This is a genomic window from Pseudomonas sp. AAC (genome assembly GCF_000725445.1).
Lineage (GTDB): Bacteria > Pseudomonadota > Gammaproteobacteria > Pseudomonadales > Pseudomonadaceae > Pseudomonas > Pseudomonas citronellolis.
On sequence record NZ_KL647094.1, the window covers coordinates 748659 to 766042 of the forward strand.

The following is a 17384-nucleotide window of genomic DNA, read 5'->3' on the forward strand; positions in this document are numbered from 1 at the left end:
CCATGCCGCTGATCCAGTCGGAAATCGACACCCAGGGCGAGGACTTCGCCCGCAACCGCGAGGCCATGCTGGCCGCCGTGGCGAGCTTCCGCGAAGTCGAGCAGAAGGTGCTGGACAAGGCCGCCGAGGCCAAACCCAAGTTCGACAAGCGCGGCCAACTGCTGCCGCGCGAACGCCTGAACCTGTTGCTCGACCCCGGCGCGCCCTTCCTCGAACTCTGCTCCCTGGCCGGCTACAAGTTGCACGACGACAAGGACGGCACCCAGGCCGGCGGCGGCATCATCTCCGGCATCGGCTACGTGGCCGGGGTGCGCTGCCTGGTCAGCGCCAGCAACAGCGCGATCAAGGGCGGCACCATCTCGCCCACCGGGCTGAAGAAGACCCTGCGCCTGCAACAGGTGGCGCTGGAGAACAAACTGCCGCTGGTGGCCCTGACCGAGAGCGGCGGCGCCAACCTCAACTACGCGGCGGAAATCTTCGTCGAGGGCGCCCGCGGCTTCGCCAACCAGGCGCGGCTGTCGGCCGCCGGCATCCCGCAGGTCACCGTGGTGCACGGCTCCAGCACCGCCGGCGGCGCCTACCAGCCGGGGCTGTCGGACTACGTGGTGGTGGTGCGCGGCAAGGCCAAGATGTTCCTCGCCGGCCCGCCGCTGCTCAAGGCCGCCACCGGCGAGGTGGCCACGGACGAGGAACTGGGCGGCGCCGAGCTGCACGCCCAGGTCGCCGGCACCGCCGAGTACCTGGCCGAGAACGACGCCGACGGCGTGCGCCTGGCCCGCGAGATTCTCGCCGCCCTGCCGTGGAACGCCCAGCTGCCGGCGCGCCCGGCAAGGCAGTGGGACGAGCCGCTGTACCCGGCCGAGGAACTGCTCGGGGTGGTCCCGGCGGACGCCCGCAAGCCCTACGACGTGCGCGAGATCATCGCGCGCATCGCCGACGGTTCGCGCTTTCTCGCCTTCAAGAACGAGTTCGACGCCCAGACCGTCTGCGGCCATCTGCACATCGAGGGCCACGCCTGCGGCCTGATCGGCAACAACGGCCCGATCACCCCGCAGGGCGCGGCCAAGGCGGCGCAGTTCATCCAGCTGTGCGAGCAGAGCAATACGCCGATCCTGTTCCTGCACAACACCACCGGCTTCATGGTCGGCACCGAGTCCGAGCGCCTGGGCGTGATCAAGCACGGCTCGAAGATGATCCAGGCGGTGGCCAACGCCACGGTGCCCAAGCTCACCCTCGTCGTCGGCGGCTCCTACGGCGCCGGCAACTACGCCATGTGCGGCCGCGGCCTGGACCCGCGCTTCATCTTCGCCTGGCCCAACAGCCGCACCGCGGTGATGGGCGGCGCCCAGGCCGGCAAGGTGCTGCGCATCGTCACCGAGGAAAAGCACGCCAAGGAGGGCAAGGAAGCCGACGCGAAGATGCTCGACATGCTCGAACAGATGACCGCGCAGAAGCTCGACGCCCAGTCCACCGCGCTCTACGGCACCGCCAGCCTGTGGGACGACGGGCTGATCGACCCGCGCGACAGCCGCCGGCTGCTGGGCTATCTGCTGGACATCTGCGCGGAGGCGGCGGTACGACCGCTGAAGGGCAACAGTTTCGGGGTAGCGAGGTTCTGACCTGATACAGGCTCCCTCTCCCTGAAGGGAGAGGGAGCCAAAGCAACCCGGCATGCAACGGACCACCCGGCCACTCCGGACAGCCCCCTCTCCCTTCAGGGAGAGGGTTGGGGAGAGGGCCAGAGGTGGGGAACCAGACAAGGCTCAAGGAGTACAACAAAAATGCTCTTCACCCAGGAACACGAAGAACTCCGCCGCACCGTCCGCAACTTCGTCGACAAGGAGATCAACCCCTACGTCGACCAATGGGAAAAGGACGGCCGCTTCCCCATCCACGAAGTGTTCAAGAAGGCCGGCGCCCTCGGCCTGCTGGGCATCTCCAAGCCGGAGAAATTCGGCGGCATGGGCCTGGACTACAGCTACTCGGTGGTCGCCGCCGAAGAGTTCGGCACCATCCACTGCGGCGGCGTGCCCATGTCCATCGGCGTGCAGACCGACATGTGCACCCCGGCCCTGGCCCGCTTCGGCTCCGACGAGCTGCGCGAGGAGTTCCTGCGCCCGGCCATCGCCGGCGAGATGGTCGGCTGCATCGGCGTCTCCGAGGTCGGCGCCGGCTCCGACGTGGCCGGGCTGAAGACCACCGCGCGCAAGGATGGCGACGACTACGTGATCAACGGCAGCAAGATGTGGATCACCAACTCGCCGTCGGCCGACTTCATCTGCCTGCTGGCCAACACCTCCGACGACAAGCCCCACGTCAACAAGTCGCTGATCATGGTGCCGATGAAAAGCAAGGGCATCAGCGTCAGCCCGCACCTGGACAAGCTCGGCATGCGCAGCTCGGAGACCGCCCAGGTGTTCTTCGACGACGTGCGCGTGCCGCAGCGCAACCGCATCGGCGCCGAGGGCGCGGGCTTCATGATGCAGATGCTGCAGTTCCAGGAGGAGCGCCTGTTCGGCGCGGCCAGCGGGATCAAGGGCATGGAGTACTGCGTCAACGCCACCATCGACTACTGCAAGGAGCGCAAGACCTTCGGCCAGGCGTTGATCGACAACCAGGTCATCCACTTCCGCATGGCCGAGCTGATGACCGAGATCGAGTGCCTGCGCGCCCTCACCTACCAGGCCACCGAACAGTACATCCGCGGCAGGGACGTGACGCGCCTGGCCTCCATGGCCAAGCTCAAGGTCGGCCGCCTGGCCCGCGAGGTCACCGACGCCTGCCTGCAGTACTGGGGCGGCCAGGGCTTCATGTGGGAGAACCCGATCTCCCGCGCCTACCGCGACACCCGCCTGGTGTCCATCGGCGGCGGCGCCGACGAGATCATGCTCGGCATCATCTGCAAGCTGATGGGCACCCTGCCGGGCAAGAAGAAGGGCTGAGAGCGGCGGCAGGCGGCAGGCTACAGGCGATGCGTCGCCCTGGCCTGAAGCCTGAAGCCTGAAGCCTGAAGCGATCGTATGAGGATTTCCGGCATGAACGAATTGCCGAACTGCGAAACCCTGCTGCTGGAACGCGAAGGCGGCGTGCTGCACGTCACCCTCGACCGCCCGGACAGCCGCAACGCCATGAGCCTGGCCATGGTCGGCGAACTGCGCGCGGTGCTGGCCGCGGTGCGCGACCAACGCGAAGTGCGCGCCATCGTCCTGCGCGGCGCCGGCGGGCACTTCTGCGCCGGCGGCGACATCAAGGACATGGCCGGCGCCCGCGCCGCCGGCCCGGACGCCTACGCCGCGCTGAACCGCGCCTTCGGCGCCCTGCTGGAAGAGGCCCAGGCGCAGCCGCAGGTGCTGGTCGCGGTGCTGGAAGGCGCGGTGCTCGGCGGCGGCTTCGGCCTGGCCTGCGTGTCCGACATCGCCATCGCCGCCGACGGCGCCCAGTTCGGCCTGCCGGAAACCAGCCTTGGCGTGCTGCCGGCGCAGATCGCCCCCTTCGTGGTCAAGCGCATCGGCCTGACCCAGGCCCGCCGCCTGACGCTCACTGCCGCCCGCTTCGACGGCCGCGAGGCGCTGCGCCTGGGCCTGGTGCACTTCAGCGAAACCAGCGCCGATGCGCTCGGCCAGCGCCTGGCGGAATGCCTGGAGCAGGTGCGCCGCTGCGCCCCCGGCGCCAACGCGCAGACCAAGGCGCTGCTGCTGGCCAGCGAGACCGAGGCCCTGGGCCCGCTGCTGGACGAGGCCGCAAAACAGTTCGCCGCTGCCGTGACCGGCGCGGAAGGCGCCGAAGGCACCCTGGCCTTCGTGCAGAAACGCAAACCGCAGTGGGCGCAGTAGCCGCCGTCCGCAACAGACAGCCCCCTCTCCCTTCAGGGAGAGGGTTGGGGAGAGGGAAACCAGCATGCCCAGCTTCGACAAGATCCTCATCGCCAACCGCGGCGAGATCGCCTGCCGGGTGATCCGCACCGCCCAGGCCCTGGGCTACCGCACGGTGGCGGTGTACAGCGAGGCCGACGCCGAGGCGCGCCACGTGCAGTTGGCCGACGAGGCCGTGTGCATCGGCCCGGCGTCGGTCGGCCAGTCCTACCTGAAGGCTGCGGCCATCCTCGACGCAGCTCAGCGCACCGGCGCCGGCGCCGTGCATCCGGGCTACGGCTTCCTCTCGGAGAACGCCGGGTTCGCCCGCGCCTGCGAGGCCGCCGGCATCGTCTTCATCGGCCCCGGCGTGGAAGCCATCCACCTGATGGGCAGCAAGCGCCTGTCCAAGCTGGCCATGCTCGAAGCCGGCGTGCCCTGCATCCCCGGCTACGAAGGCGCCGAGCAGGACGACGCCACCCTGGCCCGCGAGGCCGAGCGCATCGGCTACCCGCTGATGATCAAGGCCAGCGCCGGCGGCGGCGGCCGCGGCATGCGCCTGGTGCAGGCGGCCAACGAGCTGGCCGCGCAGCTGCGCACCGCGCGCTCCGAGGCGCTGAACGCCTTCGGCAGCGACGAGCTGATTCTGGAGAAGGCGGTGATCCGCCCGCGCCACGTGGAAATCCAGGTATTCGGCGACCAGCACGGCAACCTCGTCTACCTCGGCGAGCGCGACTGCTCGGTGCAGCGCCGCCACCAGAAGGTCATCGAAGAAGCGCCCTGCCCCGTGCTGAGCGCCGAACTGCGCCAGGCCATGGGCGAGGCGGCGGTGAAGGCGGCGGCGCGGGTGAACTACGTCGGCGCCGGCACCGTGGAGTTCCTGCTGGATGCCAGCGGCGCCTTCTACTTCCTGGAGATGAACACCCGCCTGCAGGTCGAGCACCCGGTCACCGAACTGGTCACCGGCCAGGACCTGGTGGCCTGGCAGATCCGCGTGGCCGAGGGCCAGCCGCTGCCGCTGAAGCAGGAGGAAATCCAGCTGCGCGGCCACGCCATCGAGGTGCGCCTGTACGCCGAGGACGCCGGCAACGGCTTCCTGCCGCAGACCGGCGAAGTGCTGCGCTGGGAGCCGCCACTGCTGGACGGCATCCGCATCGACCACGGCCTGGTGGAAGGCCAGACGGTGACGCCCTTCTACGACCCCATGCTGGCCAAGGTGATCGCCTACGGCGCCACCCGCGACGAGGCCCGGCGCAAGCTGGTGCGCGCCGTGGAGGATTGCGTGCTGCTCGGCGTGAAGGCCAACCAGCGCTTCCTCGCCAACCTGCTCCGGCACCCCGAATTCGCCGCCGGCAACGCCACCACGGCGTTCATCGCCGAACACTTCGCCGACGACTCCAGCCTGCGCCCGCAGGCGCCACAGCCCGCCGAACTGGCCCTGGCCGCCGCCCTGCTCTACCAGGCCTCGGCCAGCGCCCGCGCGCACCAGGGCGGCCTGGCCGGCTGGCGCAACGCCGGCAGCCTGCCCTGGCGCTACCAGCTGCACGACGGCGAACAGAAACACGCGGTGGAACTGGACGTGCTGGAACCCGGCGCGCAGCCCAAGCTGCTGGCCTACATCGGCGAATCGGTGGTGGCGCTGAGCCTGATCGCCATCGACGAGCGCTGGGTGGTCGCCGAGGTCAACGGCATCCGCCGACGCATCGCCCACCATACCCAGGGCGAGCGCGTCTGGCTGTATGGCGCCGACGGCAACCTGGAACTGCGCGACGTCACCCACGAGCCCGCCGGCGTCCAGGGCGGCGCGGCGTCGGGTACGGTCAAGGCGCCGATGGACGGCGCCATCGTCGACGTGCTGGTCAGCGAAGGCGCGCGGGTCAGCAAGGGCCAACTGCTGCTCGTGCTGGAGGCGATGAAGATGGAACATCCGCTCAAGGCCGGGGTCGACGGCATTATCCGCCGCATCCAGGTGAGCAAGGGCGAACAGGTCAAGAGCCGCCAGTTGCTGGTGGAGGTGGAGGCCGAAGACGCCTGAAACGCTTTTCGTAGGAGCGAGCTTGCTCGCGAAGGGGGTTCTGCTGGTGGCTTCGGTGCAAAGCCTGAAGAGCGCCCTCTCCCTAACCCTCTCCCTGAAGGGAGAGGGGACCGTTGGGCAGATGCTGATAGTTCGACGTTAGCCGGCTAGCACAGTGATTACCGACTGAAACCATACCTTCTCTCGGCACGAACAAGCCCCCTCTCCCTTCAGGGAGAGGGCTGGGGAGAGGGTACGGAGTCCACCGAAAACACCGCAGCTACCGGGAAACCCCATTCGCGAGCAAGCTCGCTCCTACAAGAAGTGCAGTCCGAACACAACAAGAACACGGAGCCGAACCATGTCCCTGAACGCCAAGACCCTCTTCATCACCGGCGCCAGCCGCGGCATCGGCCGCGAGATCGCCCTGCGCGCCGCGCGTGACGGCGCCAATATCGTGATCGCGGCGAAAAGCGCCGAACCCCATCCGAAGCTCGCCGGCACCATCTTCAGCGTCGCCGAGGAAGTCGAGGCCGCCGGCGGCAAGGCCCTGGCCCTGCAGCTGGACGTGCGCGACGAGAACGCCGTGCGCGAGGCCATGGCCCGCGCCGCCGAGCACTTCGGCGGCATCGACGGGCTGGTCAACAACGCCGGCGCCATCAAGCTGGTGGGCGTGGAGCGCCTGGAGCCCAAGCGCTTCGACCTGATGTACCAGATCAACACCCGCGCGGTGATGGTCTGCAGCCAGGCCGCCCTGCCCTACCTGAAGCAGAGCCAGGGCCACATCCTCAGCCTGTCGCCGCCGCTGAACCTGGCCGAAAAATGGTTCGCCCAGCACGGCCCCTACACGGTCACCAAGTACGGCATGAGCATGCTCACCCTCGGCATGCACCAGGAGTTCGGGAAGTACGGCATCAGCGTCAACGCCCTGTGGCCGAAGACCATGATCGCCACCGCTGCCATCGAGTTCGAGCTGGGCAGCCGCGACGCCTTCAAGCGCGCCCGCACCCCGGCGATCATGGCCGACGCCGCCCACGCCATCCTCGACAGCACGGGCCGCAGCATCAGCGGGCGCCTGCTGATCGACGAGGAAATCCTCCGTGAACAGGGCCAGACCGACTTCGAGCAATATCGCTTCGATCCGCAGGGCGGCCCGCTGGTGCCGGATCTGTTTCTGGACTAAAGGCTGGAGGCGTCGCAGCTTTTGACTGCCAGCTTCCGGCTTCAAGCTTCCAGCTCCCCTTGACCCAACTGCCCCCCGCAAAACGCGCCAGAGTCATAGCCCCAGCCTCGCCAGCGCCCTAGAGTCGAACGGGCGTGCACACGCCAGACAACAACGACAACAAGGGCCCGCGTCAATGAGCCATGCCGACCTGATCACCCCCACCCGCTTCATCGCCCACCTGCCCGCCACCCTCGGGCGCGTGCCGCGCATGCTGCGCGGGCTCTACTACACCGGCATCCGCAACCGCGAGAAGAACCTGTCCCTGGGCTGGGCCCTGGAGCGCGCGGCGCGCCTGTACCCGGACGCCCCGGCCCTGCTGGAAGGCCAGCGGCGCCTGTCCTACGCCCTGTTCAACGGCTGGGCCAACCGCCTGGCCCACGCCTTCCAGGCCGAGGGCGTGAAGCACGGCAGCGTGGTCGCGGTGATGCTGGAGAACCGCGCCGAACTGCTGGTGACCCTCGCCGCCCTGGCCAAGCTCGGCGCCGTGGGCGCGCTGATCAACACCACCCAGCGCGGCCAGGTGCTGGCCCACAGCCTGAACCTGGTCGGCCCCGGCCACTTCGTGGTCGGCGAGGAACTGCGCGAGGCCTTCGACGAAGTCCGCGCCAACCTGCAAGGCGGCGCCGAACGCCTGTACTGGGTGGCCGACGACGATACCCTGCGCGACCCCGGCCAGGCCCCGGCGGGCTGGGCCAACCTGATGCGCCTGGCCCAGGCCCAAAGCTCCGACAACCTGGCGGAAACCGCCCAGGTGCGCCTGAAGGACGCCTGCTTCTACATCTACACCTCCGGCACCACCGGCCTGCCGAAGGCCTCGATCATGAGCCACGGGCGCTGGATCAAGGCCTACGGCGGCTTCGGCCACTCCGGCCTGGGCCTGAGCCGCGAAGACGTGCTCTACCTGACCCTGCCCTGCTACCACAACAACGCCGTCACCGTGTGCTGGAGCGCGGTGCTGGCTGGCGGCGCGGCCATCGCCCTGCGCCGCAAGTTCTCCGCCAAGGCCTTCTGGAAGGACGTGCGCCATTACAACGCGACCTGTTTCGGCTATATCGGCGAACTGTGCCGCTACCTGCTCAACCAGCCGCCCTGCGAGGAAGAGCGCGACAACAGCCTGACCTGCATGATCGGCAACGGCCTGCGCCCGTCCATCTGGGGCGAGTTCAAGAACCGCTTCGGCATCGAGCGGATCACCGAGTTCTATGCCGCCAGCGAAGGCAACATCGGCTTCACCAACGTCTTCAACTTCGACAACACCGTGGGCTTCTCCCCGGCCACCTACGCCATCGTCCGCTACGACCTGGAAAACGACCGGCCGCTGCGCGACGCCAAGGGCTTCATGGAGAAGGTCGGCAAGGGCGAGTCGGGCCTGCTGATCAGCGAGATCAGCGACAAGTGGCCGTTCGACGGCTACACCGACCCGGCCAAGACCCAGGCGGTGATCTACCGCGACGTGTTCAAGAAGGGCGACGCCTGGTTCAACACCGGCGACCTGATGCGCGACCTGGGCTTCAAGCACACCCAGTTCGTCGACCGCCTGGGCGACACCTTCCGCTGGAAGGGCGAGAACGTCTCCACCACCGAGGTGGAAAACGTCCTCGGCGCCTTCCCCGGCGTGGAAGACGCGGTGGTCTACGGCGTGGAAATCCCCGGCACCGACGGCCGCTGCGGCATGGCCGCGCTACGCCTGGCGCCCGGCCAGGCGCTGGACGGCAAGGCACTGGCCGAACACCTGGACCGCGAGCTGCCGGCCTATGCCGTGCCGCTGTTCCTGCGGCTTCTGCAGCAGGTGGAGACCACGGGGACCTTCAAGTACAAGAAGGCCGACCTGAAGAGCGCCGGGTTCGATCCGCGGCAGGTTGGCGAGGCGCTGTTCGTGCGGTTGCCGGGCGAGGTGGATTATCGGCCGCTGGATGAGGGGGTGTTCGGGGCCATCCAGCGCGGGGAACATCGGTTCTGACGGGCTTTCCGTAGGGGCGAGCTTGCTCGCGAAGGGGGGCTGCGGGTGGCTTCGGTGCTGGGCCTGAAGAGCGCCCTCTCCCTAACCCTCTCCCTGAAGGGAGAGGGGACCGTTCGGAGTGCTTGGATATTCCTGAGTCAGCCGGACGTTACGGCATCCGGCTGAAACCATACCTTCAGCCGGCACGAACAAGCCCCCTCTCCCTTCAGGGAGAGGGCTGGGGAGAGGGTACGGAGTCCAGCGAAAGCACCGCAGCTACAGGGAAACTCCATTCGCGAGCAAGCTCGCTCCTACGAAGAGCCCCCCGACTCAATTGCGAAACTGAAACTGCACCTCCGCCCCACGAATCTCCGAATGCCAGCTGTCGTCACTGGGATCGCTACGCTCCCCGCGCTCCCGCTGGATCAACCGGCCACCCACCTGGAACGGGCTCTCCTTCTCCTCGAACATCGGCGGCAGCAGCGGCTTGTCCAGGTCCTCGCGCAGGGCGCGGCCCGGTTCCAGGCCGTGCAGCACGTCCCTGGGCAAGCGCAGGTCGAGCTTGGAGGGCGGCAGCGGCTTGTTCACGCTGGGCTCGGCGGCTTTCTTCGGCTTGGCGTCGGCCACCGGCAGGCGCTCGGGGGCCAGGGGCTTGCCCAGTTCCGCCTTGGGCGCGGCCGGCTTCGCGCTGGCGGCGGGCGCCGGCCTGGGCGCGGGTTCGGGCGGCGGGGCCTTTTCCGCCGGGGCGGCGGGCGCCACCGCGGGCGCCCCGGCCTTGGCCGGTGGCGTCTTGTCGGCATCGCCGCAGGCGCTCAGCAACAGCGGCAGGAGGGTCAGCAGAACGAAGCGTCGCAACATCACGGGGCAGGCAAATGGCCAGAGGCGCGCCATCCTCGCCTTAGTTGATCTGTAAGACAAGAGGCTCGGATCAATCCGAAGGCAATTCCGATGGACGCGCTCAGGCTCTCAAGGGCGGGCCTCCAGGCGCCGCAGCTCGGCGTCGATATCCAAGCGCGGATAACGCCGCTGCAGGTCCTCGCGCAGGCTCGCGGCGGCCGCCTGGTCGCCCTGCCGCCGCAGCTCGGCCAGGCGCCGCAGGCTGGCCTGCGGTTCCGCCGGGGCCGGCTCGGCGCTGCGCTTGGCCATGGGCGCTGCCGCGTCGGCGGCTACCGCGCTTTCCGCCATCTGCTTGCGCTGTTCCAGCTGCGGCGCCGGCGCCGCGGCGGGGACGGCTGGCGCCGAATACAGCGCCGGGGCGGCCTGGCGGGCGGAGCGGGCCATGGATTCGGCCTTGGGCGCCGGGACCATGGCCGGCGCGACGGCGTCGTAGCGCGGGGCTTCCTCGAAGGTGCGCAAGGCCAGGCTCAGGCCGATGCCCAGGGTCGCCACCCCGGCCAGGGCCACCGACCAGCGCTGTGGCCGGCCGAACAGCCAGCGGCCCAGGCGTTGCCAGGCACTCGCGCGCGGCTGCACGGCGGCGCGGGCCGCGGCCAGGATGCGGGCGTCCAGCTGCGCCGGGGGCTGCTCGCCGCCGTGCCGGCGGAAATGCTCGAGCAGCTCGGCTTCCTCGGCGTCCGGCCGCTGCGGATGGCGGGTCATGGGGCTACCTCCTGGGTCGCCGCCGGGTCGGCGAGCAACCGGCGCAGTTTCTGCAACGCGTAGCGCAAGCGGCTCTTCACCGTCTCGGCGGGCGTGCGGGTCAGTTCGGCGATCTCCTGCAGCTCCAGGTCGCCGTGGGCGCGCAGCAGGAACACTTCGCGCTGCTCGCCGGGCAATGCCTCCAGGGCCTGCTGCAGGCGCTCGCGGTCGCGGCTCAGGCTCAGCTGCCGCAGCGGGTCCTCGGCCTCGCCGGGCAGCGCCTCGCCGTGCAACTGCTCGTCGAAGGCCTCGTGCTGCGCGCTGCGCCGGCCGTTGCGCCGCCAGTGGTCGATCAGCCGGTTGCGGGCGATCCGGTACAGCCAGGTGCGAAAGCTGGCCCGGCCCTCGGGCTCGCTGTCGCTGCGGATCAGGCTCAGCCAGGTTTCCTGGAACACTTCCTCGGCCTGGGCAACGTCGCCGCCCAGGCCGCAGAGGAAGCGGTACAGGCCCAGGCGATGGCGCGCGTAGAGCGTGGCGAAGGCCTCGGCATCGCCTTTGCGGTAGCGCCGCAGCAGCGCGGCGTCGTCTTCGTCCGTGGTCAAGTCAGGGGTTCCGTGCCAAGGGGGTTTGCAGGCTGCGCGCCAGCTCGACGAGTTGGAGGAACTCGCCGCGCAGGCCGAACGGGTCGTCGCCGCGCGCGCTTCGGGCCAGGGCCAGAGTATCGCCCAGGTCGAAGCCGCCGGTGTAGCGCGCGCCGTCGAGCTGCTGGGCGAAGGCCGCCACCGCCGCGGCGAAGCGCAGGTCGTCGCTGGCCCGGGCCAGATCGGTAGCGCCGGTTGTGGCTATCGGGCGTTCGACAAGCTGGCTGGGCCCGCCCTCCGGCTTCTGCCAGCGCACCCGCAGCCAGGCCAGTTCGTCGCCCTTGTCGGCGGGCCTGGCCTCGACCTGGTAGCGCAGCGGCTCGAGCCAGCCCTTCTGCCCTTTCGGGACGATTTCGTAGAGCGCGGTGACCGTATGCCCGGCGCCGATCTCACCGGCGTCGACCTGGTCGTTGTTGAAGTCCTCGCGTTTCAGCGCGCGGTTCTCGTAGCCCAGCAGGCGGTACTCGCTGACCTGCGCGGGGTTGAATTCCAGCTGCAGCTTCACGTTCTTCGCCAGCACCGCGAGGGTCGAGCCGAGTTGTTCCACCAGCACCTTGCGCGCCTCGCGCAGGTTGTCGATGTAGGCGTAGTTGCCGTCGCCGGCGTCGGCCAGTTGTTCCATCAGGCGCTCGTTGTAGTTGTCCACACCGAAGCCCAGGGTGGTCAGCGACACCCCGCTGCGGCGCTTCTCGGCGGCCATGGCCTTGAGGCTATCGAAGTCGCTGACGCCGACGTTGAAGTCGCCATCGGTGGCCAGCAGGATGCGGTTGATGCCCTTGTCGATGAAGCCCTGCTGCGCCATGCGGTAGGCCAGTTCGATGCCTGCCGCGCCAGCGGTGGAGCCGCCGGCCTGCAATTGCTCGATGGCCGCGCGGATCTTCGCCTTGTCCTTGCCCGAGGTGGGTTCCAGCACCACCCGCGAGTCGCCGGCATAGACCACCAGCGACACCTTGTCCTGCGGCCGCAACTGGTCCACCAGCAGCTTGAGGGTGCCCTTCACCAGCGGCAGGCCCTCGCGGCGGTCCATGGAGCCGGAGACGTCCACCAGGAACACCAGGTTGGCCGGCGGCAGTTGCTCGACGCTGCGCTCCGAAGCCTTGATGCCGATGCGCAGCAGCCGGGTGTGCGGGTTCCACGGCGTGGGCGCCAGCTCGGTGGTGATGCCGAAGGGGCTGTCGTCGCTGGGCGGCGCGTAGGCATAGGGGAAGTAGTTGAGCATCTCTTCCAGGCGCACCGCGCCCTGGGGCGGCAGGCGGCCCTCGTTGAGCAGGCGGCGGACGTTGGCGTAGCTGCCGGTGTCCACGTCGATGCTGAAGGTCGACACCGGCGCCTCGGCGACGCTGTGTACCGGGTTCTGCGCCAGCTTCTGGTATTGCTCGCGGTCCTGGTCGCGATAGCCGGCCGGCAACGGCTCGGGCGCCACGGGCAGGGCGTAGCTTTCCAGCATCGGCGTGGCAGCACGGCGGGCCTCGCTCTTGGCGGCCAGGTCGGCGCGCGGCGCCTGTTTCGCCATCGAAGGCTGGGCGGCCTGTTGCTGGGTGGACTGGCCACAACCGCCCACGGCCAGCAGCAGGCCGATGGCGAGGGGACGGAAGGCGGAAGCGGGAAGGAACATGGCGGCGGCCTCGGTGAAGGAGTCAAACCTTCAGACGAGGCCGTCAGCCAAAACGGGTTAAGCATCAACCCTATTCAACCCCAGGTGTTTCAGGCAGCGATCTGCTCCTCCTGGCACAGCTGGCAGGCCAGCATGCCGAGGGTCATGATCGCCCGCTCCGCCTCGCGGTTCCACGGGATGCCGCAGGTCAGGCGCAGGCAGTTGTTGAACTGCTCGGTGTTGCTGAAGATCAGCCCCGGGGCGATGCTGATGCCCTGCTCCAGCGCGCGCACGTGCAGTTCCTTGGTGTTCACCTTGGCCGGCAGGCTGACCCAGAGGATGAAGCCGCCCTTGGGCCGGGTCATCTGCGTGCCCTCCGGGAAGTACTGCTGCACCGCCAGCTGGTAGGCGGTCATGTTCTTGCGGTACTCCTGGCGGATGTAGCGCAGGTGGCGGTCGTAGCCGCCGTTCTCCAGGTAGGCGGCCACGCCCATCTGCGTCACTGTGCATGCCGAATGCGTGGTGAAGGTCTGCAGGCGGCGGATTTCCTCCTGGTAGCGCTCGGCGATGATCCAGCCGATGCGCACCCCCGGCGAGATGGTCTTGGAGAAGCTCGAGCAGTACACCACCCTGCCCTCGCGGTCGTGGGCCTTGAGTGACTTGGTCTGGCCCTCGTCGAACATCAGCTCGCCGTAGATGTCGTCCTCGATCACCCCGATGTTGTGCTCGGAAGTGAGCTTGAGCAGTTGCTTCTGGCGCTCCTCGGGGATGGTCCCGCCCAGCGGGTTGGACAGCCGCGCGGTCAGCACCAGGGCCTTGATCGGCCACTGGTTGGCGGCCAGCTGCAGGGCTTCCAGGCTGATGCCGGTGAGCGGGTCGCTGGGGATCTCGATGACCTTCAGGCCGAGGATGTCGGCCAGTTGCAGCAGGCCGTAGTAGCTGGGCGATTCGGTGGCGATCAGGTCGCCGGGGCGGGTCATCACCCGCAGCGCCATGTGGATGGCGTCCACGCAGCCGTGGGTAATGGTCACCTGGCTGGGATCGACCACCACGCCGGCGTCGCGCATGCGGATCGCCACCTGGCGGCGCAGCGGCTCGTAGCCGGGGCTGAACATGTAGCTGAAGGCCCGCGGGCTGGAGAAGCGGGTGACCTTGGCCAGTTGCTGGTGCAGCGCGCGCACCGGCAGGTAGTCCACGTGGGGCACCGCCGCGCCCAGGGGGAACACGCCCTCGCGGCGCGCCTCGGCCAGCACCTGGTTGATGATGCTGCTGCGGGTCACCAGGCCCGGGCGCTCGACCCGCGCGATGTCCGGGGTCGAGGCGGTCAGCGCCGGGGTGTGATGCACGTAGAAGCCGGACTGCGGGCGCGCGCGGATCAGCCCCTGGTCCTCCAGGGTGGCGTAGGCCTGCAGCACGGTGGCGTGGCTGACGTTGAGCTGGGTGCTCAGCTTGCGTACCGAGGGCACGCGCTCGCCCGGCTGGTAGACGCCGCGGCGGATGTCCTCGGCGAGTTGCTGGGCGATGCGTTGGTACAGAAGCAGATTGCTCATGGCGGCGATCCCTCGGGCATTGGACCGAAACAGTAGCCAAAAACTCGAAACTGTTCCAGAACAGTAGCAGGGAAACATGCCGATACAGCCCGCCGCCGATGATCGGCGCAGGCCGCGCGCCAGAGCGCCTCAGAACTCCCCGAGCCAGTCCAGCATGCCGGCGATCACCAGTTGCGCGTCGTTGGTCACGCCCAGCTTCCTCATGGCGTTGCGCTTGTGGGTGCTGATGGTGGAAACGCTGCGGCTGGTGCGCTCGGCGATCTCGCCGACCGTGGCGCCATGGGACAGGCGGAGCAGGATGTCGATCTCGGTGGGGCTCAGCGGCTGGCCGGTATGGCGCTGCGGGCGCAGGGTGGGGTCGGTGTAGGCCAGCCCCTGGCGAATCCGCGTCACCGCCTCGTCCAGTACCGACAACGGGCTGCGCTTGCAGACATAGGCGCTGGCGCCGCACTTGAGCGAGGCCCGCGCCATCAGCGGCGCCCCCGATACCGAGTAGACCAGCACCTTGAGCTGCGGGTAGTTGCGCTGCAGCCATTCGAGCAAGTGCACGCCATCGCGCCCGCGCGAGCCGGGCAAGGCCATCTCGGTGATCAGCAGATCGAGGTCGGGGCGTTCGCTCAACTGGCGCAGCAGCGAATCTGTATCGGTGACCCAGTCCAGCACCTGCACCTGGCTCTGGTCGGCCAGGTAGCGCTGCAACCCCCAGCCGGTCAGCGGCTGGGCATCGGCGACGAGGGCTTTGAGAGTTTCACGTTTGAAGGGCATTGCGGGTTCCTGCTGGCGGACGCCCCGGAGTGGGGTGGTCCCATCGGCGTATTTTCGCCAAGGCGACCCTCGAACAGCTTCGAGATGCCACCCTGCCAACAGGTTAGCAGCGCCGGGCCGGCCCGCCCGGCGCCAGGGGCTCAGCGCTGGGCGCCGAGCTGGCCCTTGTCGTCGGAGAAGACGATTTCCACGCGGCGGTTCTGCGCGCGGCCCAGGGACGAGGCGTTGTCCGCCACCGGGTAGGCCTCGCCGAAGCCCTGCACCTGGATGCGCTTGGCGTCCACGCCGAGGTCGGTTAGCACGTCGGCCACCGCCTGGGCGCGGTCCCGGGACAACTGCTGGTTCTCCTGCTCGTCGCCCTGGTTGTCGGTGTAGCCCTCGATGCGGATCACCCGCCGCGGGTTGAGCTGGAGGAACTGCACCAGCTTGAGCACGGTGCGGTTGGCGGCGGGCTTGAGGTCGGACTCGCCGCTGTCGAACAGCACGTCGCCGAGGGTCAGCACCAGGCCGCGCTCGGTCTGGTCGGTGGCCAGGCTGACCATCTGCTCTTCCAGCCACTTGCTCTGCTCCTGCACGCTGGCCAGCTTGGCCTCGCGCAGGGCCAGCTGCAGGCGCTCGCGGTCGAGCTGCTGGCGGGCCAGGCGCTCCTGGTTCAGCGCCAGGTTGCTGCGCTCGCGGGCGATCTCGCTGTAGCGCTGGCTGAGGTAGGCGTACTGCAGCACGTCGTCGTTGCTGCCCCAGTAGCTGGACAGGCGCTCGGCGCGGGCCAGGGACTCGCCGGCGCGGATCACGTCGCGCGGCGCGCTGTGCAGCACGCCGGTGTCGTCCTTGACCGCCTGGAACTCGCTGCGCGCGCGCTCCAGGGACTGCTCGGCGAGTTGCCCGTGGGTGCAGCCCGCCAGGGCCAGGGCGGCGGCGACCAGGCCGCATGGCATCAACCGGCGCGGGCTCATTTCACTTCCCCCAGCTGGCGGCGCAGGCGCTGGATGCTCTTGCCCTGCTCGGCCAGTTGCGCGGCGCTCTTGCCGGTCAGCACCTTGGCCTCGGCCAGGCGCGCGTCCAGCTCGGCCTGCTCGGCGAGCTGCCGGGCGCGCTTGTTGGCGGCGCCGGCCAGGGCCTCGCGGGCGGCCTGGTACTTGTCCTCGGCCAGCTTGAACTCGGCCACCTCGTCCGTGGCGCCGACCGCCCGGGCCTGGTCCAGGGCTTGCTCGGTCAGGCGCATCTGCTCGTTGGGAAGCGGGTCGTTGGCGCATCCCGCCAGGGCGCACAGCAACAGCCCGGGGAGGGTCATGCTTGGCTTGCTCACGAAATCTTCTCTACTGCGTGGGAGAGGCGGCGGACCGCGCTTGCTCGGCCTGCCAGCGCTGCAGGTTGCGCTGCAACAGGCGCTGCGGTACGCCGGCGGCAATCAATTCTGTCATCTTTTCCTGCAGTTGTCCGCGCAGTTCCGGGCCGTAGCAGGGCGAGGCGTGGGCCAGGGTCAGGTACAGCCCTTCGCTGGAGATCGGCGGCTCCAGCGGCTGCAGGCGCTGCTGCAGGCCCAGCCGGGCCGCCGTGGCCAGGCCGGGGAAGCGCTCGTAGAGCACGTAGTCGGTGCGCCCCAGGGCCAGCTTCTGGAAGGCCTGGGCCACACTGGGCACCTCTTCCAGGGTCAGCTGCTGCTCGGCGAAGTCGTCGAAGGCGGCGCCGAAGCTGTTGTTCACCAGGGTGCCGCCCTTGTGGCCGCGCAGGTCTTCCCAGCGGGCGTAGGGGAAGCCTTCGCCCTTGTGCACCCAGACCACGTTGTCGGTGCTGAGGAAGGCCGGGCGGATGTAGTCCATGATCGCCTCGCGCTCGGGCGTGAGGAAGGCGCCGGCGAGCAGGTCGACGCGGCCCAGGCGCGCCTCTTCCTGGGCGCGGGCCCAGGAGCCGGTGTAGCGCACGCGGATGCTCACGCCCATGGACTTGCCCAGTTGCTCCAGCAGCTCGGCGCTGGCCCCGACCAGGCGCTCCGGCTGGGCGGGGTCGCGCCAGAGGAACGGCGGGTATTCCGGGTTGCCGCTGGCCACCAGCACCGAACACTGGCTGCTCTGGGCGTGGGCATACAGCGCCAGCAGGCCGACCATGGCCAGCAGGACGCGGCTGCGCCTGATCATGCGCGGTCCTCGCGAACCGGCGAAAGGGAGGGCGGTGCGTATGACGACGACATGCTAGCTTCTGTAAGAAAAAGTTCTGAGCGAAGGGTCAG

15 protein-coding genes are annotated in these 17384 nt (G+C 69.1%); 6 read left to right on the plus strand and 9 right to left on the minus strand.

The genetic code is table 11. From position 1 onward, the window contains the following. The first annotated feature begins 2 nt into the window (after nucleotides 1–2). From atuC to FG99_RS03075, 6 genes are all read left to right on the plus strand, one after another. Nucleotides 3–1619: a geranyl-CoA carboxylase subunit beta gene (gene atuC, locus FG99_RS03050; RefSeq protein WP_043267210.1), complete on the plus strand. Its 1617-nt coding sequence runs from the start codon at nucleotides 3–5 to the stop codon at nucleotides 1617–1619. A gap of 162 nt (nucleotides 1620–1781) precedes the next feature. Then, entirely contained in the window at nucleotides 1782–2942 is a 1161-nt protein-coding gene (gene atuD, locus FG99_RS03055) for a citronellyl-CoA dehydrogenase (RefSeq protein WP_043267212.1), read from the plus strand. Between the two features lie 93 nt (nucleotides 2943–3035). After that, the gene (gene atuE / locus FG99_RS03060; RefSeq protein ID WP_043267214.1) at nucleotides 3036–3833 is read left to right on the plus strand and encodes an isohexenylglutaconyl-CoA hydratase; all 798 of its coding nucleotides are present in this window, start codon (nucleotides 3036–3038) and stop codon (nucleotides 3831–3833) included. Nucleotides 3834–3897: 64 nt separating this feature from the next. Further along, entirely contained in the window at nucleotides 3898–5886 is a 1989-nt protein-coding gene (gene atuF, locus FG99_RS03065) for a geranyl-CoA carboxylase subunit apha (RefSeq protein ID WP_043267216.1), read from the plus strand. Nucleotides 5887–6226: 340 nt separating this feature from the next. Next, nucleotides 6227–7048, plus strand: coding sequence for an SDR family oxidoreductase (locus FG99_RS03070; protein ID WP_043267218.1), 822 nt, complete (start codon nucleotides 6227–6229; stop codon nucleotides 7046–7048). A 175-nt stretch (nucleotides 7049–7223) separates the two neighbouring features. Continuing rightward, complete coding sequence (locus FG99_RS03075; RefSeq protein ID WP_043267220.1) at nucleotides 7224–9050, plus strand: long-chain-acyl-CoA synthetase; 1827 nt, start codon at nucleotides 7224–7226, stop codon at nucleotides 9048–9050. Between the two features lie 309 nt (nucleotides 9051–9359). Here FG99_RS03075 and FG99_RS32430 read toward each other — a convergent pair whose 3' ends face one another. The 9 genes from FG99_RS32430 to FG99_RS03120 form a co-directional block, all read right to left on the minus strand. Beyond that, nucleotides 9360–9887, minus strand: coding sequence for a hypothetical protein (locus FG99_RS32430; protein ID WP_051878418.1), 528 nt, complete (start codon nucleotides 9885–9887; stop codon nucleotides 9360–9362). Between the two features lie 108 nt (nucleotides 9888–9995). After that, nucleotides 9996–10628, minus strand: coding sequence for a hypothetical protein (locus FG99_RS03085; RefSeq protein ID WP_043267222.1), 633 nt, complete (start codon nucleotides 10626–10628; stop codon nucleotides 9996–9998). Further along, entirely contained in the window at nucleotides 10625–11209 is a 585-nt protein-coding gene (locus FG99_RS03090; protein ID WP_043267225.1) for an RNA polymerase sigma factor, read from the minus strand. Before FG99_RS03090 ends, FG99_RS03085 begins: the two co-directional genes overlap by 4 nt. Before the next feature lies 1 nt (nucleotide 11210). Then, a complete protein-coding gene (locus FG99_RS03095; RefSeq protein ID WP_043267227.1) occupies nucleotides 11211–12863 on the minus strand; it encodes a vWA domain-containing protein in 1653 nt (550 codons plus the stop codon). An 89-nt stretch (nucleotides 12864–12952) separates the two neighbouring features. Next, nucleotides 12953–14392, minus strand: a complete 1440-nt coding sequence (locus FG99_RS03100; RefSeq protein WP_043267229.1) for an aminotransferase-like domain-containing protein — start codon at nucleotides 14390–14392, stop codon at nucleotides 12953–12955. Between the two features lie 129 nt (nucleotides 14393–14521). After that, on the minus strand, nucleotides 14522–15157 hold the full coding sequence (locus FG99_RS03105) for a response regulator (protein WP_043267231.1): 636 nt from the start codon (nucleotides 15155–15157) through the stop codon (nucleotides 14522–14524). Between the two features lie 140 nt (nucleotides 15158–15297). Next, entirely contained in the window at nucleotides 15298–16110 is an 813-nt protein-coding gene (locus FG99_RS03110; protein ID WP_009621473.1) for an OmpA family protein, read from the minus strand. Further along, a complete protein-coding gene (locus FG99_RS03115) occupies nucleotides 16107–16448 on the minus strand; it encodes a DUF4398 domain-containing protein (RefSeq protein ID WP_009621471.1) in 342 nt (113 codons plus the stop codon). The genes FG99_RS03110 and FG99_RS03115 overlap by 4 nt, the downstream gene beginning before the upstream one ends. 25 nt (nucleotides 16449–16473) lie before the next feature. Further along, on the minus strand, nucleotides 16474–17292 hold the full coding sequence (locus FG99_RS03120; RefSeq protein WP_043267233.1) for a substrate-binding periplasmic protein: 819 nt from the start codon (nucleotides 17290–17292) through the stop codon (nucleotides 16474–16476). Nucleotides 17293–17384 lie beyond the last annotated feature (92 nt).

Coding starts and splice junctions, on each gene's coding strand:
- atuC (WP_043267210.1), top strand. CDS start 3: ATGCCGCTGATCCAGTCGGAAATCGACACCCAGGGCGAGGACTTCGCC.
- atuD (WP_043267212.1), top strand. CDS start 1,782: ATGCTCTTCACCCAGGAACACGAAGAACTCCGCCGCACCGTCCGCAAC.
- atuE (WP_043267214.1), top strand. CDS start 3,036: ATGAACGAATTGCCGAACTGCGAAACCCTGCTGCTGGAACGCGAAGGC.
- atuF (WP_043267216.1), top strand. CDS start 3,898: ATGCCCAGCTTCGACAAGATCCTCATCGCCAACCGCGGCGAGATCGCC.
- FG99_RS03070 (WP_043267218.1), top strand. CDS start 6,227: ATGTCCCTGAACGCCAAGACCCTCTTCATCACCGGCGCCAGCCGCGGC.
- FG99_RS03075 (WP_043267220.1), top strand. CDS start 7,224: ATGAGCCATGCCGACCTGATCACCCCCACCCGCTTCATCGCCCACCTG.
- FG99_RS32430 (WP_051878418.1), bottom strand. CDS start 9,887: ATGTTGCGACGCTTCGTTCTGCTGACCCTCCTGCCGCTGTTGCTGAGC.
- FG99_RS03085 (WP_043267222.1), bottom strand. CDS start 10,628: ATGACCCGCCATCCGCAGCGGCCGGACGCCGAGGAAGCCGAGCTGCTC.
- FG99_RS03095 (WP_043267227.1), bottom strand. CDS start 12,863: ATGTTCCTTCCCGCTTCCGCCTTCCGTCCCCTCGCCATCGGCCTGCTG.
- FG99_RS03100 (WP_043267229.1), bottom strand. CDS start 14,392: ATGAGCAATCTGCTTCTGTACCAACGCATCGCCCAGCAACTCGCCGAG.
- FG99_RS03105 (WP_043267231.1), bottom strand. CDS start 15,157: ATGCCCTTCAAACGTGAAACTCTCAAAGCCCTCGTCGCCGATGCCCAG.
- FG99_RS03110 (WP_009621473.1), bottom strand. CDS start 16,110: ATGAGCCCGCGCCGGTTGATGCCATGCGGCCTGGTCGCCGCCGCCCTG.
- FG99_RS03115 (WP_009621471.1), bottom strand. CDS start 16,448: ATGACCCTCCCCGGGCTGTTGCTGTGCGCCCTGGCGGGATGCGCCAAC.
- FG99_RS03120 (WP_043267233.1), bottom strand. CDS start 17,292: ATGATCAGGCGCAGCCGCGTCCTGCTGGCCATGGTCGGCCTGCTGGCG.